This is a genomic window from Paenibacillus taihuensis (genome assembly GCF_003386535.1).
GTDB lineage: Bacteria > Bacillota > Bacilli > Paenibacillales > Paenibacillaceae > Paenibacillus_Z > Paenibacillus_Z taihuensis.
Genome location: NZ_QTTN01000012.1, coordinates 134,618 through 158,116 on the forward strand (window position 1 = coordinate 134,618; position 23,499 = coordinate 158,116).

28 protein-coding genes are annotated in these 23,499 nt (G+C 54.9%); 26 read left to right on the forward strand and 2 right to left on the reverse strand.

The window, feature by feature from the left end; translation table 11 throughout:
- Window positions 1–155 precede the first annotated feature (155 nt).
- The 25 genes from A8990_RS12455 (at window position 156) to A8990_RS12565 (ending at window position 20,206) form a co-directional block, all read left to right on the forward strand.
- Complete coding sequence (locus A8990_RS12455) at window positions 156–887, forward strand: CpaB family protein (RefSeq protein WP_116189353.1); 732 nt, start codon at window positions 156–158, stop codon at window positions 885–887.
- Window positions 884–1,753 carry a CpaE/TadZ family protein gene (locus tag A8990_RS12460; RefSeq protein WP_116189354.1) on the forward strand — a complete coding sequence of 290 codons (870 nt, stop codon included), beginning with the start codon at window positions 884–886 and terminating at the stop codon, window positions 1,751–1,753. The genes A8990_RS12455 and A8990_RS12460 overlap by 4 nt, the downstream gene beginning before the upstream one ends.
- The gene (locus tag A8990_RS12465; RefSeq protein WP_116189355.1) at window positions 1,753–3,189 is read left to right on the forward strand and encodes an ATPase, T2SS/T4P/T4SS family; all 1,437 of its coding nucleotides are present in this window, start codon (window positions 1,753–1,755) and stop codon (window positions 3,187–3,189) included. The genes A8990_RS12460 and A8990_RS12465 overlap by 1 nt, the downstream gene beginning before the upstream one ends.
- Window positions 3,186–4,121, forward strand: a complete 936-nt coding sequence (locus A8990_RS12470; protein ID WP_116189356.1) for a type II secretion system F family protein — start codon at window positions 3,186–3,188, stop codon at window positions 4,119–4,121. Before A8990_RS12465 ends, A8990_RS12470 begins: the two co-directional genes overlap by 4 nt.
- Window positions 4,122–4,162: 41 nt before the next feature.
- Entirely contained in the window at window positions 4,163–5,053 is an 891-nt protein-coding gene (locus A8990_RS12475; RefSeq protein ID WP_116189357.1) for a hypothetical protein, read from the forward strand.
- A gap of 25 nt (window positions 5,054–5,078) precedes the next feature.
- Complete coding sequence (locus tag A8990_RS31525) at window positions 5,079–5,231, forward strand: hypothetical protein (protein ID WP_181909544.1); 153 nt, start codon at window positions 5,079–5,081, stop codon at window positions 5,229–5,231.
- An 18-nt stretch (window positions 5,232–5,249) separates the two neighbouring features.
- Complete coding sequence (locus A8990_RS31530) at window positions 5,250–5,396, forward strand: hypothetical protein (protein ID WP_181909545.1); 147 nt, start codon at window positions 5,250–5,252, stop codon at window positions 5,394–5,396.
- Window positions 5,393–5,818, forward strand: coding sequence for a hypothetical protein (locus A8990_RS12480; protein ID WP_116189358.1), 426 nt, complete (start codon window positions 5,393–5,395; stop codon window positions 5,816–5,818). Before A8990_RS31530 ends, A8990_RS12480 begins: the two co-directional genes overlap by 4 nt.
- A gap of 27 nt (window positions 5,819–5,845) precedes the next feature.
- On the forward strand, window positions 5,846–6,328 hold the full coding sequence (locus A8990_RS12485) for a hypothetical protein (protein ID WP_116189359.1): 483 nt from the start codon (window positions 5,846–5,848) through the stop codon (window positions 6,326–6,328).
- Between the two features lie 66 nt (window positions 6,329–6,394).
- Window positions 6,395–7,624, forward strand: coding sequence for a M24 family metallopeptidase (locus A8990_RS12490; RefSeq protein ID WP_281272503.1), 1,230 nt, complete (start codon window positions 6,395–6,397; stop codon window positions 7,622–7,624).
- Window positions 7,625–8,145: 521 nt separating this feature from the next.
- On the forward strand, window positions 8,146–9,198 hold the full coding sequence (gene uxuA / locus A8990_RS12495) for a mannonate dehydratase (protein WP_116189360.1): 1,053 nt from the start codon (window positions 8,146–8,148) through the stop codon (window positions 9,196–9,198).
- Between the two features lie 11 nt (window positions 9,199–9,209).
- On the forward strand, window positions 9,210–10,100 hold the full coding sequence (locus tag A8990_RS12500) for a sugar phosphate isomerase/epimerase family protein (RefSeq protein ID WP_116189361.1): 891 nt from the start codon (window positions 9,210–9,212) through the stop codon (window positions 10,098–10,100).
- A gap of 2 nt (window positions 10,101–10,102) precedes the next feature.
- A complete protein-coding gene (locus tag A8990_RS12505) occupies window positions 10,103–11,251 on the forward strand; it encodes a Gfo/Idh/MocA family protein (RefSeq protein WP_116189362.1) in 1,149 nt (382 codons plus the stop codon).
- 22 nt (window positions 11,252–11,273) lie between these two features.
- Window positions 11,274–12,083: a sugar phosphate isomerase/epimerase family protein gene (locus A8990_RS12510; protein ID WP_116189363.1), complete on the forward strand. Its 810-nt coding sequence runs from the start codon at window positions 11,274–11,276 to the stop codon at window positions 12,081–12,083.
- Window positions 12,070–13,155 (forward strand): Gfo/Idh/MocA family protein, encoded by a 1,086-nt coding sequence (locus A8990_RS12515; protein ID WP_116189364.1) that lies wholly within the window; start codon window positions 12,070–12,072, stop codon window positions 13,153–13,155. Before A8990_RS12510 ends, A8990_RS12515 begins: the two co-directional genes overlap by 14 nt.
- Window positions 13,156–13,239: 84 nt before the next feature.
- Window positions 13,240–14,109 carry an AraC family transcriptional regulator gene (locus A8990_RS12520; RefSeq protein WP_245995985.1) on the forward strand — a complete coding sequence of 290 codons (870 nt, stop codon included), beginning with the start codon at window positions 13,240–13,242 and terminating at the stop codon, window positions 14,107–14,109.
- Window positions 14,110–14,160: 51 nt separating this feature from the next.
- Window positions 14,161–14,943: an SDR family oxidoreductase gene (locus A8990_RS12525; RefSeq protein WP_245995989.1), complete on the forward strand. Its 783-nt coding sequence runs from the start codon at window positions 14,161–14,163 to the stop codon at window positions 14,941–14,943.
- 213 nt (window positions 14,944–15,156) lie between these two features.
- On the forward strand, window positions 15,157–15,699 hold the full coding sequence (gene sigY / locus A8990_RS12530) for an RNA polymerase sigma factor SigY (protein ID WP_116189365.1): 543 nt from the start codon (window positions 15,157–15,159) through the stop codon (window positions 15,697–15,699).
- Window positions 15,696–16,070 (forward strand): DUF5345 family protein, encoded by a 375-nt coding sequence (locus A8990_RS12535; protein WP_116189366.1) that lies wholly within the window; start codon window positions 15,696–15,698, stop codon window positions 16,068–16,070. Before sigY ends, A8990_RS12535 begins: the two co-directional genes overlap by 4 nt.
- Complete coding sequence (locus tag A8990_RS12540; protein WP_116189367.1) at window positions 16,058–16,270, forward strand: sigmaY antisigma factor component; 213 nt, start codon at window positions 16,058–16,060, stop codon at window positions 16,268–16,270. Before A8990_RS12535 ends, A8990_RS12540 begins: the two co-directional genes overlap by 13 nt.
- Before the next feature lie 3 nt (window positions 16,271–16,273).
- Complete coding sequence (locus tag A8990_RS12545; RefSeq protein ID WP_116189368.1) at window positions 16,274–16,477, forward strand: PLDc N-terminal domain-containing protein; 204 nt, start codon at window positions 16,274–16,276, stop codon at window positions 16,475–16,477.
- A 17-nt stretch (window positions 16,478–16,494) separates the two neighbouring features.
- Window positions 16,495–17,571, forward strand: coding sequence for an ABC transporter ATP-binding protein (locus tag A8990_RS12550; protein ID WP_116189369.1), 1,077 nt, complete (start codon window positions 16,495–16,497; stop codon window positions 17,569–17,571).
- 2 nt (window positions 17,572–17,573) lie between these two features.
- Window positions 17,574–18,359, forward strand: coding sequence for an ABC transporter permease (locus A8990_RS12555; protein WP_116189370.1), 786 nt, complete (start codon window positions 17,574–17,576; stop codon window positions 18,357–18,359).
- Between the two features lie 98 nt (window positions 18,360–18,457).
- Window positions 18,458–18,841 (forward strand): ATPase, encoded by a 384-nt coding sequence (locus A8990_RS12560; protein ID WP_116189371.1) that lies wholly within the window; start codon window positions 18,458–18,460, stop codon window positions 18,839–18,841.
- A 180-nt stretch (window positions 18,842–19,021) separates the two neighbouring features.
- Window positions 19,022–20,206 (forward strand): MalY/PatB family protein, encoded by a 1,185-nt coding sequence (locus A8990_RS12565; RefSeq protein ID WP_116189372.1) that lies wholly within the window; start codon window positions 19,022–19,024, stop codon window positions 20,204–20,206.
- A gap of 338 nt (window positions 20,207–20,544) precedes the next feature.
- On the opposite strand, the gene A8990_RS12570 is transcribed toward A8990_RS12565, so the two are convergent.
- Both A8990_RS12570 and A8990_RS12575 read right to left on the reverse strand, forming a co-directional pair.
- Complete coding sequence (locus A8990_RS12570) at window positions 20,545–21,615, reverse strand: fatty acid desaturase (RefSeq protein WP_116189373.1); 1,071 nt, start codon at window positions 21,613–21,615, stop codon at window positions 20,545–20,547.
- Window positions 21,616–21,795: 180 nt separating this feature from the next.
- Window positions 21,796–22,959, reverse strand: coding sequence for a hypothetical protein (locus A8990_RS12575; RefSeq protein WP_116189374.1), 1,164 nt, complete (start codon window positions 22,957–22,959; stop codon window positions 21,796–21,798).
- A 251-nt stretch (window positions 22,960–23,210) separates the two neighbouring features.
- On the opposite strand from A8990_RS12575, the gene gatC reads away from it, so the two are divergent.
- A complete protein-coding gene (gatC, locus tag A8990_RS12580; protein ID WP_116189375.1) occupies window positions 23,211–23,498 on the forward strand; it encodes an Asp-tRNA(Asn)/Glu-tRNA(Gln) amidotransferase subunit GatC in 288 nt (95 codons plus the stop codon).
- Window position 23,499 lies beyond the last annotated feature (1 nt).

Here is a 23,499-nt window from a genome sequence, read left to right on the forward strand (position 1 = left end):
TCTATTATTGTCTGCTATTATGAGTTCAATATTAATAAAAAGCAGTTAATTAGCGACCGCTATGCGAAGAACGCAAGCCTCGGGCACATGCCCGGCTTGCGTTCTTTTTTTATTTTCGCTGTGAAGCTGCGGAGAGGAAGGGAGGCTAAGAACAGATGAACAGGAAGCGTAATTTGCTCGTTACGATCACGGCTGGGCTGCTGTCGGGCTTGCTCGTCTATGGCGTTTATGTGCTGCAGCTGAGGCAGGTGAAGTTTCAGGAGACGGTAAACATCGTCGTGCCCCAGCGGTTTGTTGCAGCTGGTGAGCGTCTGCGTGCAGACATGCTCGGAGAGAAACAGATTGCGAAAGCATCCTATGTGCCGGAGATGTCACTGGATGCAGGTGAACTTTTAGGAGCAGAGGCTATCGTGCCGCTTGGCGCGAACGAGCCCTTGCTGAAGTGGAAGGTCGGCAAGTTCCGTCTTCTTCCCGGGCGAGATCAGTCTACTTTTCAGATTCCAAGAGATTATGTGCTATCCGTATCAAGCGGTATTCGGGCGGGAGACAAGGTCATTGTGTATGGATCGGGGGCGGAGTCGGAGTCTGTTCGTTTATTTGAAGAGCCGGTCACCGTCGCTTCAGTGAAAACTTCTGGGAACTTGGAAATCGACGATATGGACGATTCGAACTTGAAGGCAATGGCGAGCAATGATCAAGCAGGAATGTATGCAGCAAGGCGTGATGCCAATGGCGCTATCGACGCGATAAATCTGAATTTGACGGAACTACAGTGGCTTAAGCTCGATGCCTTATGCAAGGATGGCAAAAGCAAAGTCGTCATCGCTTACTCTTCGGATTCGCTCGACATTGCTGCTTCTATGGTGGAAGAGGAGGCGGTGCGATGAATGGTGGACTAAGTCCGAGGCGGAGCGCTCATCGGGCGCCGCTCCTGACGTTCTTCGGCACGACGCCGAATATCGGGACGACGGTGACGGCATTTGCAGCTGCTTGCCGGGTGGCGCAGTACAGCGGATTATCAGTCGGGTACTTGGATCTGAATCTGAAGAGCGCCAAGCTCCATCGTTTTGTCGGTGTCGATCGGCCTACTGCAACGCTGGATGCACTGCGGCCTGAGCTGCGGACAGGCACATTGACGCCGGATAAGCTGGCTCGCTCAATGTATGTGAGTGGGGCGGTACCTGGTCTGCATATGCTGTTCGGCAATTTACTGCGAGATCAGGCGGAATTCTATGCGATGGAAGAGATCGAGCATTTGCTGGAGGCGGCTGAAGCAGCCTTTGACATTGTTATTGCGGATGCCGGTGCTTACTGGGACAATGCGGCAATTCTTTGCGCGCTGCGCAGAGCGGATCGGCGATTGATGGCGACGACAGGCGCTTTGTCGCATTTTCAAGAGGATGGACAGCGGTGGGTGAAACAGCTCTCTGCACTTTACGGCATTGGGATTCACGACTACGAAGCGATTGTTATACATCAGCCATGGGGCAAGGGAGGATTTCAAGTGAAAGAAATTTGCAAAGAGATGGGTGTTGCGCTGCTCGGGGAGATGGCGCTGTCACAGCCGATGCTTTCTCAGCTTGACCGGGGGACGCTGGACGAATGGATGATGCGCAGCGAGCAGGGCAAAGAAGCGATGAAAGAGCCGGCGCAGCGTATGATCGCCGCTTACGGGCTGAAGCGGCCTGCGAAGTTAGTCGTGCAGCCGTGGTATAAGAAGCTGCTGACGCATCGCGGCGGGGTAAGCTCCTGATGCAGCGGGAGGTGAAGTTCTCGCCATCCGCTTTCTCTGCGAAGCTCTGGGCGAAGGAGCCGGGAGCGGCAACGATTGTGGAGGCCATTGGCACAGAGTCTGGCGCGCAGCGGGATTTCAATCGGCTCGCTGATGATATTCGCTCTTACCTTGCGCTGGCTCGCGGGGAGACGGAAGAAGAGAAGCGCGAGTATAACGAGAGCTTGAACCGGGCGGTGCTTGGCTACACGGATGATCGCGAGCATATCTTGGCGGTCATTGCGGATCGGCTGCTGCGTCAGCGGATACACGAGCTGCCCGGGTACAATCATCTTTACGGCACGCTGGCAGAAGCTTTGTTCGCCGAAGTCATCGGCATGAATGTGCTTGAGCTTGTGTTGGCCGATCGCGACGGACTTGAGGAGATTCAAGTTGTCGGGACGCGCATCTTCGAAGTACGCGAAGGCAATAGCGCGCCTTCGACGTATATGTTCGAGTCGCTGCGAGAGGTGGAGCGGATTCAGCAGAACCTTGTGCTCTACAATAACGACCGGATCAATCCTCGCAAAAGATGGGCCGAAGTCATGCTCCGAGACGGAACGCGCGTCACGATGACCGGCTTCGGATTCACGGCGCTGCCGACGTTGACGCTTCGTTTCTACACGGTCCGCAGATTCCAGCTGGCTCAGTTAAGCACGCCGGAGTACGGAACGATCAGCGAGCGGCTGCGCATGATGCTGCTTGCCGTATTGGATGCACGGTTCAACGTTGTCATCATCGGACCGACCAACTCCGGCAAGACGAACCTCATAAAGGCGCTTATCGGCGAGCTGCCAGATGAGGAGCGGCTTGTCACGATTGAGAGCAGGCATGAGCTGATGCTGCAGCGGGATTTTCCGTCCAAGAACGTAATCGAGTACGAAGTGGACGAGGAGGATGTACAGCACCGCTCGACGCAGGCGTTCAAGCTGGCATTGCGGCAGTCGCCGCAGCGGATTATCCACGCTGAAATACGGGATGACGATGCCAACATCTACGTGCGCGCCTGTACACGCGGACATGCCGGATCGATGACGACGCTGCATGCAAATGCATTGGAGGATGTGCCGGAGGCGATAACCGATATGTGCATGCTCGATGGCCGGGGCATGAGTCCAGAGCGTCTCTCAAAGCGGATCACCGAGTATGTGACGCAAATTGGTATTGAAATGCGGTTCGAGGCAGGGAAGCGAAGACTTGTAAGACTTGCCGAGATTAGTTGGAAGGATGGCAGTCCCGTCGTACGGGAATGGGCTCTGTTTAATGAGAAGTCAATGGAGTGGAGCTATCCAAAGCCGCCATCTGATCAGGCTTGGTCAAAGCTTGTCATGGGTGGAGGCGTCAGGGATTATGGCGCTGGTTTAACTTTGCAGCACGCGTGGCCTGAGCTAATGGAAGCGGGCGGTGGCAGCGGATGATGCAGCTTGGACTGATTGCTTTTACAATTGCTTTGTTCTGCTGCGTGTTTATCGTGTTTCGCAGCTTGCTAGACGTATGGCTGCATCACCAGCAGGTTGCTGGGCGGCTGAATTACAAGCAGGATCAGCGGCTGGATGTGCGGATTTCCCGATATCTAGAACGGTTTGAGCGGCCGCATCGCCACTTGTCGGAGCTGCTCGAATCGCTGCATCTGAGTTGGCGTGTCAGCTCTGTTGCTGGACTGAGCCTGCTGCTGCTTCTTATCGGCTTATCATTCGGCGCACTATTCTTCCAAAGCTTGAAAGGCGTGCTGATGCTCGGCGGTCTCTTCGTATCGCTGCCGTATATGACGCTGCGTTCGCTGCTCATTCACCGCCAGATGAAGACTCGCGTCGATTTCTTGCCGGCAGTGGAGCTGTTCTATCAATGCTGTCTCGTTAGCGGCGGGAGGCAAATTCGGGCAGCGCTGCAGCGGACTGTTGAGGAGAAAAGGCTGCTCGGACCCATGCAGGCGGTGTTCGAGCAGTTGTACCGGAATGTATCGGTGCGCGGCGATGATGAAGCGAGCCTGCGCATTTTTGCTGCTTCGCTCGGTCATGTATGGGCGGACTATTTCGTTAATATCGTTCGGGCGGGACTAGCAGAAGGGCATCCAATCGCCATGAATTTGAAGGACCTGATCGTCGATATGCGTAAAGCCCGCATCGCAAATCAACAGGAACGTAACAAACTGCTCGAAATTCGAATTGCCAACTTCACGCCGGTGTTCTTTCTCATCCTGTTTATCGGCATCAACTGGCATTACAATCCGGATAATGCGTACCAGTACTACATCGCTGATCAAGGTGGCCGGAACATGCTGCTGAATGCGGCGGTAATGATTTTCTGCTCCTTCGTGATGGGACTGTGGTTGTCTCGGAAGAGGATGTGAGTGAGCTAGGCAGCGCTGAAGATAAGGAGGGGGCATAGCTCATGAATGATTCGATCAGCCAAGTGGTCATGTGGGCTGCTCTTGCCGGGCAATACGTGCTTGGCTTCGTGTTCGCAGCCTCTCTGCTGCCGGTTATTCTGGCAAAACGGCCGCGATTCGCGCATCTCGCATTGATGCAGTGGCGCACGAGAACGGTCAGCGGCAGGTGGCTTGCTATCGCCAGAATTGACCGGGGAGACGCATCGTTTAAGGAGCGGGAGCGGCTGCTCGCGGGCTGCGGATTTACCGGAGATGCTGCGCTGTATGTTTTGTTGCGCCGATTGTTTTTTGCAGGGATGCCGCTGTGGTGTCTAATGGCATATGGATTATCACTCATTGAAATTCGCGGAATACCGCGTGTTGCCGCACCACTGATGCTGGTGATCGTAGTGCTGCTTCTGCTGTGGGATCAGGCGTGGCTGGATGCGATTCGCAGGACGCGGGCAGAACGAATGACGAAAGAAATCTACATCGTTAGCAATCAGCTGCTCTATCTGGCAGGTTCCTCGCTTCATATTCATACGAAGCTCATGCGTTGTCTGCCTTATACCCGCACAATGCGAAGCGAGATGCAGATGCTGCTTGGCGAGTGGTATCACGATGCAGAAGGTGCGCTGCGCCGGCTCAAGCTGCGGCTCGGAACTGAGGAAGGCTTAAGCTTCGTGGAGACGATTGATTCGCTGCGGCTTCATGAGAGCGAGCATTATTACGAGCTGCTGCGCGAGCGGATTCAGGATTATAAGGAGAAGCTGGAGCTGGCGAAGAACAGCAGGAAGGAGTCGACCTCTTACTTCTTGTTCGTGCTCGCGGGGCTTCCGATTATGTATACGTTTCAAATTTTTATCTATCCATGGGTTAGAGAAGGACAGAAATTGTTTAGTACTTTAAACTAATCGAATTTACTGGAGGCGCTAGAAGATGAGAAATATATTGATCACTGTCATGATGCTGGTTGTCGTTGTGCTGCTGTTTAATACTGTCGTAGCCAAGGACTCGACAGGAACACATGATGAGATTGAATCGCAGGGTTCGAATGCGAATACGAAGATCGGCTCGGTCGTGTTTCCTTAACGGAATGGAGGGGGCAATATGCGCGCGATTTTGATGACAATGCTGCTCATTGTCGTTGTCCTCGTCATTTATTCGAATGTCACCGGAGGCGAGAAGGGCACCAAGAAGCAGCTTGTGCAAGCAGGTGCTCACATGCAGGAACGGATCGCGGGCATGAGTCCATGAAGAGCCTGCTAGTCTTTATTTTGCTTGCTGCGATGATGTGCTGGTTCATGTTCAGCCCGATCTACAAGCATGTGCTCATTGTGAGACAAGCTGTGCTGCAGCAGGAAGTGGACTACCTGCTCGAAGTGGGAGCGAATGGCGATCATGGTTACATCAATAGTCAGATGCTGCAGGAGGCGAAGGTTCGGCTTGCAGCATTCGGACTGAAGCCGGCATCCATCACGTTTGAAGTGAGTGCAGGCGGCGGGGCGGATGCTACGAATGCTGCTGCGCCTCTTCCTAGAGGGACAGCGCTGTCGTTGAAAGCCAGTTATCCGATTGAGGGTTTGTTCGCCATCGATCAGTTGATTGGCATTACACCGCCATCGGATTCGATGAAGCTAAGTGCTTCGGGCATGAAGATGAGCGAATATGTCCCTTAGCGTGAGAAGGGGGCTGGAGCGAGAACGATGTACAAGCTTGTGCTAGTGCTGATGATGATGGTTATTTGGATGTTGTTGCATGCCTCGCAGATGGATGAGGAAATGGCGATCAGCGCTCTTTTTCAAGGAAAGCACGCCGTCAATCGAGCCGCCCATGCCGCTGCCCAGCAGGTGGATCGTGCAGCGCTTGCGGATGGTCGTATGCACATCGATGAAGCTGCCGCGAGAGCGGAGGCGGACTTGTATTTGCAGCGTAACCTGCAGCTGGATACGCGAGGCGTGCCGCTGCCGGGTACTTTTCTGAAGGAACGCATAGAGGTCGCGGCGTTCGAAGTGATTAATGACGACGAGGCGTTTCCATATACGTATCGCAATGACAGCTTCGATTACGAAGTGACGCTGCAGAAGCCGGGCGTGGTCTTGATCGCTCGCATTGTATATCCGCGCGTATTCAATGTAATCGCTCCAATCGAGTGGACAATCAAAGGAACAGCAGAGCTTACGTCTTAGTTGACTCAGCCGCTGTTCTTTTGTTGTAATGGAGGAAAATACGGCTTTACGCAAGGAGCGAACGCGGTGCACAGCAATTTGGTGGCGACGATCGATAAGGATGAAGTATTGGCGCGAATCGTTCGGCTGCAGCAGTTGATGGCTGCTGAGCAAGTGGATGCTTTTCTAGTGACGCAGCATGTCGATTTATTCTATATAACGGGCTCGATGCAGGCTGGTTATGCTTTTATTCCCGCGGTGGGAACGCCGGTGTTCTATGTAAGGCGCAGCTTGGAGCGGGCGCAATTAGAGTCGGCTGTTCGGGTAGAGGCAATGCCGTCATTGCGCGGGTTTAAGGCGAAGCTGGAGCAGGATCATCCATCTGTGTTTGCTAGCGGCAATGGCGAGTCGGGAGTTCGGATTGCGACGGAGATGGATGTGCTGCCAGCGGCAAGCTATGCGCGACTCGTGGATGTCTTCGGCAGCGGCTGTGGGTTGGTGGACGGTTCATCGCTAATAAGGCGCGTGCGCATGGTGAAATCGCCATGGGAGGTAAGCCGGATCGAGGCGGCGGCACAGGTCGTGGCCGAAGCGCTTGTCGAAGCGACCTCCATCATTCGGGAGGGCATTACGGAGCTTGAGTTGATGGCTCGCATCGAGTATGAGATTCGGATGCGCGGGCATATCGGTTTGATGCGGACCCGCACGTATAACATGGAGATTACGACAGGCATGGTTGGAGCGGGCGAGGCGGTTGCGGTACCGAGTGCTTTTGACGGCCCGGCTGGCGGGCTGGGACTTGGACCATCGTTTCCGCAGAGCACGAGCCGGAAGGTGATTACACGCGGGGAGCCGATTCTGATCGATATCGGCTGCTGCATCGATGGCTATGTCATTGATCAGACCCGCACGGCGGTCATCGGCGGATTGCCTGATGATTTGGCTGCGGCATATGCGCAAGCGGAGCAGCTCATTCATCAGGCGGAGACAACGATGCGACCGGGTATTGCGTGCGACAGCCTCTACGCGGATGCGCTTGCGGGCGCCGGTGCTGCAGGATTGGCCGATCACTTCATGGGGTACGGCATCAACCAAGTGAAATTCCTCGGCCACGGCATCGGACTTGAAGTCGATGAATGGCCGGTACTCGCCAAAGGCTTCAACACGCTGCTTGAACCGGGCATGGTGCTCGCGGTCGAGCCGAAGTTCACATTCCCCGGCCGCGGCGTCGTCGGCATCGAGAACAGCTACCTCATCACAGACGCCGGCTGCCGTCAGCTGACGCGCTCGCCGGAGGGGCTTATTGTAATCCCTTAGGCGGCTGAGATGTAGAGAGCCGCAGATTGTGCGATTCGCAAGGTAGATGCGTGCTGAGAGCGGCTTTTCCCGCTCTCGGGTGGCAAGTCGCCACGTTTGCGGCAGTGAGAGGGGCTTTTGCCTCTCTCACCAACAGTCGATTCCGACTGAGAGATCATATATGATCTCTCAGCAACCCATCCGCCCCATTTCCCAGCTGAGAGAGCAAATAAGCTCTCTCAGCGCTCAATCCACGCCACTTCCCCAGCATTTCACGCCCGAGAGACCCTATACGATCTCTCAGCCGACAACCATCATCAAATTCATGCTGAGAGGCCCAATTCGATCACTCAGCATTTTTCGCATACCATCCCACCAGCCCGCTTGACTCAAACACTGCATTTCCCCACTACATTTAACTGTGGTTAAGCACATCCTCGAATCCGACTTTTATTGACCCGCGCTATGCTACAATTAGCTTGAAATTCCATGTAAACACAGCCAGCCCCACGCGAACATTCCTATTCCAAGAGGTGTAGAGCATGCAAATGTCATTTCGGTGGTTCGGCCAAGGCGATCCGGTCACCTTGCAAAATATCCGCCAAATTCCTGGGGTTTCCGGCATCGTTACCGCGCTTTACGATGTGCCTGTCGGCGAAGCATGGCCGATGGAGTCCATCCTCGCGCTGAAACGGACGGTGGAAGCCGCGGACCTGCAAATCAGCGTTATTGAAAGCGTTCCCGTGCACGAGGACATCAAGCTAGGACGCCCGTCACGCGACCGACTCATTGAAAACTACAGTCAAACGATTAGCCGCCTAGGCGAGGCCGGCGTACCGGTCGTCTGCTACAACTTCATGCCGGTGTTCGATTGGACACGCTCCCAGCTTGCATTCCAGCTGCCGGACGGCTCGAACACGCTCACCTTCGAGGATGAGACGATCTCTCGCATGGACCCGGTCAAAGGCGATCTCTCGCTGCCCGGCTGGGATTCCAGCTATACGAAAGAAGAGATGGGCCAGCTCATCGACGCTTACGCCGATGTGAACGAGGACCAACTCTGGAGCAACCTCGCGTATTTCCTTGAGCGCGTCATTCCGGTCGCGGAGGAAGCGGGCGTCGTCATGGCGATCCATCCGGACGATCCGCCATGGCCGATCTTCGGCTTGCCGCGCATCGTCAGCAACTTCGACCAGCTGCGCCGCCTGACCGAGCACGTCGACAGTCCGGCGAACGGCATTACGTTCTGCTCCGGCTCGCTCGGCGCGAACGAAGACAACGACCTCATCAAAATCATTCATCATTTTGGCTCGCGCCGTAAACTTCATTTTGCCCATACACGCAATATCCTGCGCACCGGTCCGCGCTCCTTCCAGGAATCGGCGCATCTCTCCTCCACCGGCTCCATTGACATGGTCCGAGTGCTGGAGGCATTGTACGACACCGGCTTCACGGGTCCGCTCAGACCGGATCACGGCCGTATGATCTGGGGCGAGCAAGGCCGCCCGGGCTATGGCCTCTACGACCGCGCGCTTGGCGCGACTTACTTGAACGGCATCTGGGAAGCGATATCGAAGACGAAACCAAGGAGCTGACCACTACCGCCATGTCTCACAATCTTAAACTATCCGTATTCACCGTAGCCGCGCCGGACCTATCGCCAGAGCAGCTATGCGAAGCAGCGGCCGAGGCTGGCATCGACGGCATCGAATGGCGCTGCAAAGAAACCGCGCCGCATCTGCTGAACGAGCAGCCGTCCTTCTGGGGCAATAACCGATGCACCCTCTCGCCGGGCGCAAGCGATAACGAGATCAATCGTTTCGCTCAAGCCGCATCCGCACATAACAGGCAAGCGATTTCCGTTACGCCATACCTCGCGTGCGGCGATATCGAAGGCACCGAGCAAATCATGCGGCTCGCCAAGCGTCTGGGCGCAACGATGATTCGTGCCGGCGTACCGGGCTATGATCGCAGCCGCAATTACAACGAGCTCTTCGACCAAGCGACGGACTACTTACGGGAAGTCGAACAGCTCGCACGCACTTATAACGTCAAAGCAGTCATCGAAACGCACCACCAAACGATCGCGCCGAGCGCCTCTCTTGCGCACCGACTCGTTTCAACGTTCAATCCCGATCATATCGGGGTGCTGTACGATCCCGGCAACATGGTCTATGAAGGCTTCGAGAATTACCGGATGGGGCTCGAGCTGCTTGGCCCTTACCTTGCGCATGTTCATATGAAGAACGCAGGCTGGCAGCCGCCGACCGACACTCCGCAAGCAGCACAACAGGATCCGCTTCAACCGATCGAATGGAGCGCAGGCTGGCGTCCGATCGCGAACGGCCAAGTGCAGTGGAAGCAGGTGCTGCGCGACTTGAAGGCAGTCGGCTACGACGGCTGGCTGGGTCTGGAGGATTTTAGCCAAACCTATGATACACGCACGATGCTTCATACGTTTGCCAAACAAATACGAACTTGGATGGAGGAAATTTAACGATGAAACAGCTTCGCCTAGGGATTATCGGTATCGGCAACATGGGCTCAGGCCACGCATCAATTTTGACATCGGGCAAAATCAAAGGTGCTGTCCTCGCCGCGGTTTGCGACGGCTTCGAAAGCAAGCGCGCTTGGGCACGCGAAACATACGGCGAGAAAGTTGCAGTATTCGAGAACTCCGCAGCAATGATCGATTCCGGACTCGTGGACGCAGTCATCGTCGCAACGCCGCATTATGACCATCCTTCCGAAGCGATCCATGCTTTCGGCAAAGGCATGCATGTCCTTATCGAGAAGCCGGCAGGCGTTTATGCGAAGCAAGTACGCGAGATGAACGAAGCGGCTGCAGCCAGCGGCAAAACGTTCGGCATCGTCTACAACCAGCGGATGAATCCGCTCTACCAGAAGCTTCGCGAAATGATTCAGTCCGGCGAGCTCGGCGAAGTGCGCCGCATCAACTGGATCATTACGAACTGGTACCGTACGCAGGCTTACTATGATTCCGGCACTTGGCGCGCAACTTGGGGCGGCGAAGGCGGCGGCGTGCTCATTAACCAATGCCCGCACAACCTCGACCTGTGGCAGTGGACGACAGGCATGATGCCGACTCGCATGCGCGCGTTCTGCCAATTCGGCAAGAATCGCGACATCGAGGTAGAGAACGAAGTGACTGCCTATGCGGAGTACGAGAACGGTGCGACTGCCGTGTTCATTACGTCGACCTCCGAAGCGCCGGGCACGAACAGGCTCGAAGTGGCAGGAAGCCGCGGCAAAATCGTCATCGAGGACGACAAAATGACATTCTGGCGCCTCCGCGAGGAAGAAGCGGCGTTCAACGCGCGCAATACGGTGCCTTTCGCATCGCCGGAATGCTGGAAGATCGACATTCCTAGCGGCGGACCTAGCCCTGAGCACGCAGGTATCCTCCAAAACTTCACGGACGCGGTACTGAACGGAACGCCGCTCGTTGCGCCTGGCGAAGAAGGGATTTTCGGCCTGACACTCTCGAACGCGATGCATCTCTCGACTTGGATTGACGGCTGGGTCGACCTGCCGCTTGACGAAGAGCTGCACGAGGCGGAGCTGAACAAGCGAATCGCAAGCTCGAAATTCCAACGACCAACGACAGCGCCTGCTGCGACGAAATAAAAATATAAAGGAGTGATCCACCTTGTTCAAGAAGCAAATCGCCGCGCAGCTCTACACGCTCCGCGACTACGCGAGAACAGCCGAAGAGCTCGATGCAACGCTTGCCAAAGTGAAAGCGATCGGCTACGACGCCGTACAGGTATCCGGTATCGGCCCAATTGAGCCGGACGAAGTGAAGCGTATTTGCGACGCCCACGGGCTTGCAATCTGCGCGACGCATGTATCCTACGAGCGGCTGCTGAATGATCTGGATGCGATCATCGCCCAGCATCAATCGTGGAATTGCAAATATGTCGGTCTCGGAGGCCTGCCGTCGCAATACCGCACAAGCCGCGAAGGCTACGAAGAGATGGCGACAATTCTCTGCGGTATCGGTTCGAAGCTGGCGGAAGCTGGGCTGGAGCTTGTGTATCACAATCATAAGTTCGAGTTCCAGAAGTTCAGCGGCGGCGTCACGGGCATGGACCTTCTGCTTGAAGGCTCTACCCCACAGGGCGAGCCAGCTGCTTACAGCCTTGAGCTCGACACATACTGGGTGCAGGCGGGTGGCGCTGACCCGGTCGCATGGATTCGCAAGTCGCAGCGGATGAAGGTTGTCCATCTGAAGGACATGGCGATCCAAGACGATCAGCAGAACTTCGCGGAGATTGGCGAGGGCAATCTGAACTGGGCGGCTATTATCGAAGCTTGCCGCGAGATCGGTGTCGAATGGTACGTTGTGGAGCAGGATACGTGCCAGCGCGATCCGTTCGAAAGCTTAGCGATCAGCTACAAGGCGCTGCAGCAATGGGTGTACCAAGAGGAGGAGCTGAAAGGCGATGTCACTGTTTAATCGAAATGACGGCATGAATTACGCGCCAGTGTCCATCGTGAAACCATCCCCGGTGTGCGGCCCAGGCGAATTTACATTTGCAGCAATGGCGCTCGATCACGGTCACATCTACGGCATGACGAACGGTCTGTTAGAAGCAGGGGGCACGATCAAATGGGTCTACGACGCTGATCCGGCGAAAGTCGAGCAATTCCGCAAGAGCTTCCCGCAGGCGCAGGCAGCCTCATCGCCGGAAGTGGTTCTCGAAGATCCGGAAGTGCGGCTCGTTGCAGCTGCAGCGGTTCCTTCCGAGCGAGGCGCGTTGGGCATCAAGGTAATGAACCACGGCAAGGATTATTTTACGGACAAAACGCCGTTCACTTCGCAGGGCCAGCTCGAAGCTGCGAAAGCGACCGTCGAAGCGACGGGACGCAAGTATATGGTCTACTACAGCGAGCGGCTGCATGTGGAGAGCGCGATCTACGCAGGCAGACTCATTGAGGAAGGCGCCATCGGTCGCGTTCTGCAAGTGCTCGGCACTGGTCCGCACCGTCTGAACAAAGCGTCGCGTCCGGACTGGTTCTTCCGCAAGGAACAGTACGGCGGCATTCTGTGCGACATCGGCAGCCATCAGATCGAGCAGTTCCTCTACTTCGCGGGCTGCAAAGATGCGACGGTTGCTCATAGCAAGGTTGCCAATTACAGCAATCCGGACTATCCGGAGCTGGAGGATTTTGGCGATGCGACGCTCGTTGGCGACAATGGGGCGACGAATTATTTTCGCGTAGACTGGTTCACTCCGAACGGTCTTGGCACTTGGGGCGACGGCAGAACGACGATTCTCGGCACCGACGGCTACATCGAGCTGCGCAAATACATCGATGTTGCACGCGAGAAGAGCGGCGATCACGTTTATCTCGTTAACCACGAAGGCGAGCATCATCTGTCCGTCGGCGGCCAGATTGGCTTCCCTTTCTTCGGCAAGCTGATTCTCGACTGCTTGAACCGGACGGAGAACGCGATGACGCAGGCGCATGCCTTCAAAGCGGCAGAGCTTTGTCTCCTTGCGCAAAATAAAGCGGTCCGTATTTAGCAAATTTGGCGAAATTGGTACTGAAAATCGGAGCGGCATGATAAAATCAGTTCATGTACTTCATTCATTATGGAGGGGAACTAAGTGCCGCTCACGATGCAATGGCAGCAGCCGATCGAGCTCATGTACCGGAATGATTACCCGATGCCTGGCGCTCAATTTCATTCGCATGCCTTCTATGAGCTGTATTATTTTCAGGATGGCGAATGCAATTATCTGATCGGTGATAAGCTGATCACGCTTAAACCTGGCGATTTGATACTCATGCATGGCATGACGCTTCATTGTCCGAACCCGTCTCCGCATAAGCCTTATATTCGTACGATTATCCATATGGATCCGGCCTACATACATAAAGTGCTTCAAGCCGACACGGCCGCGATGCTGCTCAGGCCGTTCGAAGAGCTGCGCAATATCCGCATCTCGCTCAGTCCGCATGACCAAGAGGAGATCGAGACGCTGCTTGCAGAGATGAACCAGCTGTACCAGCGCAAGAGCGAAGCCGGCGTGCGAACCGCCTATGACCGCTTCGTGCTGCGTGTGGTCGAGCTGTTGCATCTCGTCCGCGATTGGTGCAGCGAGCCTGTCAGCGACCGCGACCACCGCTCCTTGAAGGAGCAGCATGTGCAGGGCGTCATCTCGTATCTCGAGGATCATTACGTGGAGGAGATCACGCTTGATCATATCGCGAGCGCGCTTCACCTCACGAAGCCGTACTTGTCCAATCTGTTCAAGGATGTGACGGGTACGACGGTTTTCAAATATTTATACAACCGGCGAATCAATCAGGCCAAAATGCTGTTTCGGCTTGAGCCGCGTCAGTCGGTATCGGACGTGTGCCGCGCAGTCGGCTTTCATCATCTGGCTCATTTCAGCCGGTTGTTCAAGACGACGGTTGGCGCGAGCCCCGAGACGTACCGGAAGCGGATGCTGCAGCATGCGACGGAGCAGTAGGTTTGATTGGACTTAAGTCCGCCGGCATGTTCATTCGAGGAGGCGGTCTTCATCGCACAAGCAAGCCCGTTATTTGACTTAACCGGCCGCACCGCGGTCATTATCGGCGCTGCCAGCACACTCGGTAGCGTCATGGCTGAGGCGCTCATCGATCACGGCGCGCACGCCGCGCTTGTCGTGCGCGACATCGAGAAGGCGGAGCTGAAGCTGCAAGCGCTGTTAGAGACGGGCCGCGCGGCGCTGTTCCAAGCCGACGCCGCGGTGAAGGCGGATCTCGAGCGTGTGCGCGGCGAGATCACAGCCTGGTCCCCGTCGGGACAGGCGCATATTCTGCTGCACACGGCCGGGACGAACAGCGCGACGCCATTCTTCGAGATTACCGAAGAAGAATGGGATCGCATTATGGACGTCAACGCGAAGAGCGTCATGCTCACCTGCCAAGTGTTCGGCAGGTCGATGATTGACGCCGGCGCTGGCGGCAGCATCATTACGATCAGCTCGGTCTCGTCGGGACCGCCGCTGTCGCGTGTCTTTACGTATTCGGCGTCCAAGCATGCCGTGAACAGCATGACGCAGTTTCTGGCGCGCGAATTCGCGCCGCACGGCATTCGCGTCAATGCGATTGTGCCGGGCTTCTTCCCGGCGGAGCAGAATCGGGCGATTCTGTCCGAGGAGCGGGTGAACAGCATCATGGGCCATATGCCGATGAAGCGGTTCGGCGACCCGAAGGAGCTGCAGGGCGCAGCCGTCTGGCTCGCTTCCGATGCGGCATCCAGCTACGTGACCGGCTCGCTGATCCGAGTGGATGGCGGCTTCGGCGCAATGACGATATAACATGAGCGTTCGGCTCGTTTCTGCTGCTTGCAGAAGCGGGCCGAATTTTTTTGCAGGGGCAGTGAACAAAATGGCATACCTAGGCGTCATATTGGCGACAACGAACTTAAAGAGCTCAAGACGAGAGTGGAATTGTAATTGAATTGAAAGTGAAATTGAAAGTGAAAGTGAAAGTGAAATTGAAATTGAAATTGAAGGAGCTGGAGCTGGGGGATGAACACGGTGGAGCCGCCAGTCGAAGATGAGCAGCTGACTAAGCGTGCGGTCCGCGGGGATGAAGAGGCGCTGGCCAGCTTGCTGCACAGCCACTATCCGATGCTGTACCGTTACATGCTGAAGGTGACGATGAACAAGGCGCTCGCGGAGGATTTGGTGCAGGATACGATGCTGAGGGCGATTGAACGGATAACCAGCTTTCAGCGGCGAAGCAAATTTTCGACCTGGCTCATTTCGATTGGTACAAGGCGGTACTTGGATGAAATGCGCAAGCAGAACCGAGAGAAGCGATGGCAGACCGAGGAGCAGGCGATGCATGCCATTCGGTTCGATGCGGCTATGCAGCAGCAGGAGTGGCCGTATGCCCTGGATGCGCTCGGTGCGCTGTCATATGAGATTCGGGTACCGATTTTACTAAAGTACTATTACGGTTATGCATACGAGGAAATTGCAGCATGGCTCGAAATTCCGGTCGGGACCGTGAAGTCCAGGCTGCATAACGGATTGAAGCAATTGAGAAAGGAGCTGGGCGACGAATGAAAAAGTCTGAGGATACGAACCGTTCGAATCGTGCTGAAGAGGAAGAGCTTGAGCAAGAATACCGCGAGCTTCTCGCCCCCCATGTCGAGAAGTGGGACCAATCCATTACACCGCCGAACCCGCCTGCGCTTGCCGCACTAACTGCGCTTGTCGGCGAGAAGAACAAAGCGCTGCGGCAGCGCTACTGGAAGGAGCTGGCGTTGTTCTGGATCGTCAGCTTGATGGTGCTGAGCGTGCTGTTGCTGCTATGGCAGAGCAGTATAATCCTGTTCGCGATTGTGCAAGGAATTGCCTTTGTAGCGGCAGCCGTCTTCATGGCTGTGAGCGGTGCGAAGCGCAGGGAAAGGCGGCGGCGCGAATGGCAGGAATGAATCTCGTCCTTACTCTCATTGGGGTGGCGATTTTATTGATCGCTCAATCTTCCTGGCTGTTTATAGATGCGCGCAAGCACAGCAGATATCCATGGTTTTGGGGAATCTGGGGACTCATTCAGTGTCCGATGCCGCTGATATTTTATTTCTTGATCGTTCGGGTCGACTGGAGCCAATTTAGAAATGCAAAGGGGAAATAGAACATGGACCAACTGACTAACTCTCAACTGATGACGATTATTTTGCCGCTAGCAATCGTGCAGTTCATCTTAATGATAATAGCAATTGTTGTTTGCGCACGGGCTGAGCAAACAAGAGGGCCGAAATGGATGTGGATCCTGATCATCATCTTCGGTAATCTCTTGGGCTCCATCATCTTCTTCCTCGTCGGAAGAAAGCAAGCGTAGGAAGGTGCGTAGAAGAGATGGAGAAACTTCTTGAGGTTCAAGGACTGAGCAAGCAGTTCGGCAGCTCCGCGAAAGCGCTGCAGGACGTATCTTTCAAGCTGGGCGAAGGACGCTGCACCGCGCTGCTAGGTCCGAACGGAGCCGGCAAAACAACGACGATCCGCATCCTGACCGGGCTGCTTAAGCCTTCGTCAGGAAGCATCCGATTCCGCGATGTACAGCAAGTAGCGAGGGCTGGAGCAGGAGCAGGAGCAGGAATGGGCGCGGGCGGGGATCATCGCGCGCTGATTGGCTATTTGCCGCAGACGCCGGCTTTTCACGGCTGGATGAGCGGCCTCGAATTTGCCCAGTACGCCGCAGAGCTGTGCGGCATGGGGCGTCGGGAAGCCGCGCAGCGAAGCGTCGAGCTGCTGGAGCGAGTCGGCATTGGCGCGGCAGGCAAGCGGCGCATTGCCGGCTATTCCGGCGGCATGAAGCAGCGCCTCGGCTTGGCGCAGGCGCTCATCCATCGGCCGAAACTGCTCATTCTGGACGAGCCGGTATCGGCGCTCGATCCGATCGGGCGCCGAGAGGTCATGGAGCTGCTCGGCGAGCTGAAGCGGGAGATGACCATCCTGTTCTCGACGCATGTGCTGCATGATGCGGAGGAGCTGTGCGATGACGTGCTCATTATGGAGAGCGGACGTATCGCTCTTCAAGGCGCGCTCAGCGAGATTCGAGCTGCTAATCGGGAATCGGTGCTGCTGCTCGAAATCGAGAATGAGAACGTGAACGAGAACGAGAACGAGAACGAGAACGCGGGGCAGCCTGCTGCTCGCGAGGCGTTCGTACAATGGCTGCAATCGCTCGTTGCACCATCTGTTTCGCCTGCACGATCTACTGCGCCTGCTGTGACTGCTGCAAATTCATGCATCATCCGATACGAGCTGGATCCGCTGAACAGCTGCGCAGCGAAGCTCATCGTACGTGACATAGGCGAAGCGAGACGCATCGTGCTTGAGCAGCTGCTCGCTCGGAACCTCCCCGTAACCAAGCTCGAAATCGGCTACTCGACGCTGGAGGATCTGTTCCTGAAGGTGGTGAAGCATAAGTGAGAATGCGACAATGGTTAGTCCTATACCGCAAAGAGCAGCTGGAACTGCTGCGCAGCTACAAGCTGCTCTGGGTGCCGCTCGTGTTTATTCTGTATGGCGCGATGCAGCCGGTCATGTCTTATTTTCTGCCCGATATTATTGCTCATGCCGGGAATTTGCCGCCAGGCGCGGTCATTACCATTCCGAAGCCGACAGCTTCCGAAGTGATGGCCCAAACCCTGCAGCAATTTAATACAATCGGTATTCTTATTCTGTCGCTCTCGGTCATGGGCATCATCTCTGCCGAGCGATCGAGCGGGCTGACCAGCATGATACTCGTAAAACCAATCTCTTATCTCTCATTCGTTACAGCAAAATGGGCCGCGATGGCAGTGCTCGTCCTCATCGCTTTCGCTGGCGGCTTTGGCGGTGCGCTCTACTATACGACCGCGCTGTTCGATGCCGTTGGTTGGCAGCACAGCCTAAGCGCTTATCTGCTGTTCAGCCTCTGGCTCTGCCTCGCAGGCTCGCTTACGCTGTTCTTCAGCTCCTGGCTGCGAAGCGGCGCAGCCGCGGCAGCTTGTGCGCTCGGCGTGGCGGCACTGCTCGCGCTGACGTCTTCGGCATTTCCTGATGCGCTCGCGTACAGCCCAGGCGTGCTGCCGCATTTGGCGTACTCGCAATACGACGCAGCTGCCGGCGACAACCATACCCTCGCGGTGGTGGCGATCACGCTCGTGTCGATGCTTGCACTGCTCGCAGCTGCCTCCGCGGTGCTGCGCAAACGGCCCTCTCTAGATGCGATATAGCTATCAGCCTATCAACCTTGCTTTATTGGACTTCACTCCTATTTTTTAGTAGGATAGAAGGAGATAGAGTTCGGAAATGGTGACGGGAGTGGTTGTACGTGTTTAAGCTAGGCCAGCGTGTTGTAATTATGTCGGACCTTTTTGAACAAGGCCTTCCGGTTGAGGAGTATGGATATATCATCGCGTATGACCGCAATGCGGACAACGCGTTCGACTATGTAATTCGGGTTCCGAAGGCGAACCGTAATTTCTATGTGCCTGCTGCGGATGTGGAGCTCGAGGAAGTGCTGATGCGGCTTGAAGTCGATCGTTTGGAGCGGGAAGCGCTCATCGATTTTGCCCTGGCGACCCATAATGAAGAGCTGTTCAAGCGCATTATGAACGGTGAGAACGAGGATGCCGAAGAGGAAGAGCCCGAGGAGAGCGAGCCTCAGTCGCGTGAAGAGTTTATTCGGCAAGTGCGTCTGAAAGCGTGGATCTAACCGAATACTTGTATGCAGTACAGAAGGCTGGCGCCGGATATGATCCGGAGTCAGCTTTTTATTATGGTGTGGACCGATGGCGTGGACCGGCGTTTCTGTACACGCTCAATCGAACATGATATATTCGGCATTAAGTGAAACGTATAGCGTACAATTGGACATTAATTCGGGGGCTGGATAATGGATTACAACTTTGATAAACCGATTAATCGCCGCAATAGCGCGTGCTTGAAGTGGGACAATCTGGAAAGCAGCCACGGTACGCAGGATGCGATTCCGATGTGGGTAGCGGATATGGATTTTGCATCTCCGCCAGCAGTTACTGAAGCGTTGAAACAACGGTGCGAGCATGGCGTGTACGGATATTCCGTAAGAATGGACACGTACGTACAGGCAATTATGGATTGGCTTGAACGAAGGCATCAGTGGACGATTAAGAAAGAATGGCTTTCGCACAGTTCAGGCGTGCTTCCTTCGCTGTCGCTCATCATTCATGCCTTTACGAAGCCGGGAGATAAAGTGCTGGTGCAATCGCCGGTCTATCATAACTTTTATCGTGTCATCAAAGCGCAGGGGCGTGAGGTTGCCGTTAATCCGCTTAAGCTTGCAAACGGCAGGTACGTGATGGATCTGGATCACCTGGAAGAAAATCTCGATCCCAGCGTACGAATGATCATTCTATGCAGTCCGCACAACCCGGTAGGGCGAGTATGGAGCCGGGAAGAGCTTACGCGTCTCGGAGAAATTTGCCTCAAGCGGGGCGTAATGGTGGTCTCGGACGAAATTCATTCCGATCTCGCGCATCAAGGCAGCAAGCATATCCCGTTTGCCTCGATATCACCGGAGTTCGCCGAACACAGCATCACATGCATTGCGCCGAGCAAAACCTTCAATTTGATGGACCAGCACACGTCGAGCGTTATTATATCGAATCCCAAATGGCGGAACGCATATAACCAGGCCATGTACGATTTGTCGCTGGCAGCACCGAACACGTTCGGCATTATTGCCACAGAGGCAGCTTACAGGCACGGGGAAGAGTGGCTCACCCAGATGCTGCAGTACGTCGAAGGTAATGTGGAGCTTGTCATGCAATTCATGAAGCAGCGTATACCGGCGATAAAACCGGTGCAGCCGGAAGGAACGTTTCTGATTTGGCTGGATTGCCGCGAGCTTGAACTATCGGATGAGGATTTGGAGCAATTTTTTACACACGAGGCGAAAGTTGCGCTCAGCACGGGCATTCAGTTCGGAGCAGAAGGCAGCGGATTTATGCGGATGAATGTGGCGTGCTCTCGCTCTCTCTTGGAGCAAGCGTTATTGCAAATTGAAGCAGCAATGCGGACGAGATTAGGCAGCGAGTAAATAAACAAAGGGCTATCCCAACAGTCATCAAAGATGACGAGGGATAGCCCTTTTGCATTACAGGCGGGATTTTTTTACGGTTGCCTGAGCGGCTAAATGCTAAGCTTCGTGGTATGAAGCGGCGATGAAGGGCGGGTTTGCCGGACTGAGAGTCGGAAAACTCGACTCTCACGCACGATAATGCAGCGAAATCAAGCTGAGAGTCGGGAAAACCGACTCTCGTGGTATGAAGCGGCTATTTACTGCAAATGGGTTGATATTAATTGCTCCCAATCGAATCGAGTGGATTCGCTGCCAATATCACCAAATAGCTTTGCTACACAATGCTGATCCCTAGGCTAAGCGCCTTTGCAATCCCGTCCCACGCGTTCAGCAAACTCGCGGTACTTCGGTACGATATGGGTCGGTTCCGTCTTTATTCGCCATAATGCCGTTGCTGCTTCACGGACAGCAGCCCGGAAACTCGGGGCAGCGGCAGGGCAATCATGCTTGATCTCCTCATGCAGCGCCGGCAGGTTGTAGTAAGGCACCATCGGGAACATGTGATGCTCCATATGGTAGTTCATGTTCGTATACAAAAACCGAAGGATCGGATTCGTATAGAACGTCCGGCAGCAGAGGCGGTGATCCAGCTTATCTTCGTACAGTCCGAGATGCTGCGTCATATTGAGCACCGTCATGAGGAAGGAGCCGTAGTAAGCAGGCAACCCGACGTACATAAGCGGCAGGATGCTGTGCGTGTAGAAGCAGAGCCCGATCAACACCACGAACACGCCAATGAAAGTACGTGCTTCCAAGAACAGTTTCTTGTACTGACTTTCTGGAATAAGCTCCTTCTCCGTTTCATTCAGGTTGCCAATCGCGTGCAAGAATAACGTCTTCGGCGTATTGCCCTTCACATCTTCAATTCGAAAAGCTGACCGAATGAGCGGGAAAAACTTCGGCGGGCGAGGCGCCATAATTTCCGGATCGCTGCCGACGATATACGTATCCGTATGGTGACGTACATGACTCCAGCGGAAGTTCGTCGCTTGCACGAGGATAAGGAACGAAGTGAACTGGTAGATCACTTCGTTAGGCCAGCCCGTTTTGAACGGCGTACCGTGGCTGTACTCATGCCATTTGGATACGGAGCCAACGAAGTAAACCGTGCCGTATAAGGCAAAAGCAGGGATTGCCCACCACGTGCCCCATGACAGGTACGCAATATAGCCGGTGACGATCATGGCGGCAAGATAGAGCAAAATATCTCGCAGCGCAGGACCGTTGCGTCTGACCATAAGCTCCTTTAACCTTTTTCGAGGAATCGGGCATTTGTACCAGTCGGCCGACACAAGACCTTTCTCCATGGCATGGAATCGCTCTTGACCCGTAATACTATAATCTCGTTTTGCAGCAGCATCGCTCATCGGATTGCTCCGCTCCTTATCAACTATAGTGGTATCGCTTATTTCATAGTGTAAGGGATCCGATTACGGAGCGCTTTCCGAAAAATATGTGAGAGGATCAGACACAAAAAGCCGCCCGCCTGCCACAATAACAGGGGAGCGGCTTCCTTTTTAATTTGAGCTAAGTATGTTCACCGACTCTTATGCACTCGTCGCGGAGGAAGCAGAAGTCGTCGTCGTAGTCGAGGAAGCGCCAGCGCCGTCGCCCTTCATCCGATTCCCCATGCCATGGAATTGACGTCCCAGCTTGCCGTTCACCAAGTTCGTCGCTTGCTCCTCGGCATTCGCAATCGCTTTGTCCGCTTGTTCCTGCGTCAACTTACCTGCTGTTGCTGCTGCATTCAGGTTATCCACGATTGTTTTCTTCACTGCATCGATGACCTTCTGAGCGTCGACGCCCTTATCCTTCGCGACATCCGCCAGCGTTTTGCCGGAAGCTAACGCCTTTTTCAGGTCTTCGGCCGTAACTCCGAGCGCCGCGGCAGCACCGGACAGGTCCGCATTGCCAATGCCGCCGAAACGGCCTTCCATTTTCATGCGTGCGCCTTTTCCGTTCACTGTGTTCTCTGCGATATTCGCTGCATCTGCAATCGCTTTATCCGCTTGTGCCTGCGTCAGGTCGCCTGCTTTCACCGATGCATTCAAGTCATCGATGATCGCTTGCTTCACGGCATCAATAACTTTTTGAGCGTCTACGCCTCTATCCTTCGCCAGATCCGCGAGCGACTTGTCGCCGGATTTCAGAGCCGTGTTCACTGCGTCCGCAGTCATGCCGAGCACAGGAGCTGCAGCTGCATTAATATCGGTTTTCCTCTCGAAATGGAAGCCGCCCTTGCCGCCGAAGCCCATTCCGAAGCCGCCTTTGCCGCCGCCGAAATGCCCATCCATCGTGCCTGGCTGGCTGTCCACCAGCTTGTCCAGGTTGTCCGTGAACGCTTGCTTCTCCGTCGCTTGCTGCTTGTCGAACGCCGCGGTCATCGCTTTCTTCAGGTCATCACGCGATACGCCTTGCTCGGTAGCTACTTGTGCAAGTGTCTTGCCGGATGCAAACTTCTCTTTCAGCGCCGCCGCATCAAGCTTAAGCAGATCCAGTACCTCTTGGCTTACTGCACCGCCGCCGAAGCCGCCTCTTTGCCCGGGATGAGCACCAAACTTGCCTTGTTGCTGCGTCGAATTCGAGTTTGTCGTTGCAGTAGTAGAAGTTGAAGTGGATGTCGAGTTAGTGGTAGTCGCCGCGTACGCGCTCAGCGGGATCATAACTGCAATGGCAGCTGTCAAGCCGATCGCTTTCATCGTTTTGTTCATTAAAGTTTCCTCCTGTATTTTGGTCATCTTGCTGGTTACAAGACCCAGTATGGTCGCCTAACCTTAAATCTAGCTGAAATGAATGTAAAAGAACGCTTAGCTCCAGATGAAGTTTTTCTTCATATTCGTATCATTTTCGCCACCGGAATACCGCACTTGCTCATGCGCTTTATCATTGAGTTTGATCAAGGGCTTACGTTATAATAGGTAGAATATGTGCAAAATGGCTAGAAAGGACGGGACATGAGAAGATGAGCATTACGATTAAAGATGTTGAGCATGTGGCCAATCTGGCCCGGCTGGAGCTTTCCGAGCAGGAGAAAGAGCAGTTCAACGGTCAGCTTAATGCGATCCTTAAATACGCAGAGAAGCTGAACGAGCTTCATACAGACGATGTGGAGCCGACCAGCCACGTGCTGCCGGTTTATAATGTGATGCGCGACGATGTCATCAAGCCATCGGTTTCCAATGAAACGGCGCTGCGCAATGCACCAGACGAAGATGACGGCCAGTTTAAAGTACCGGCTGTATTGGAATAAG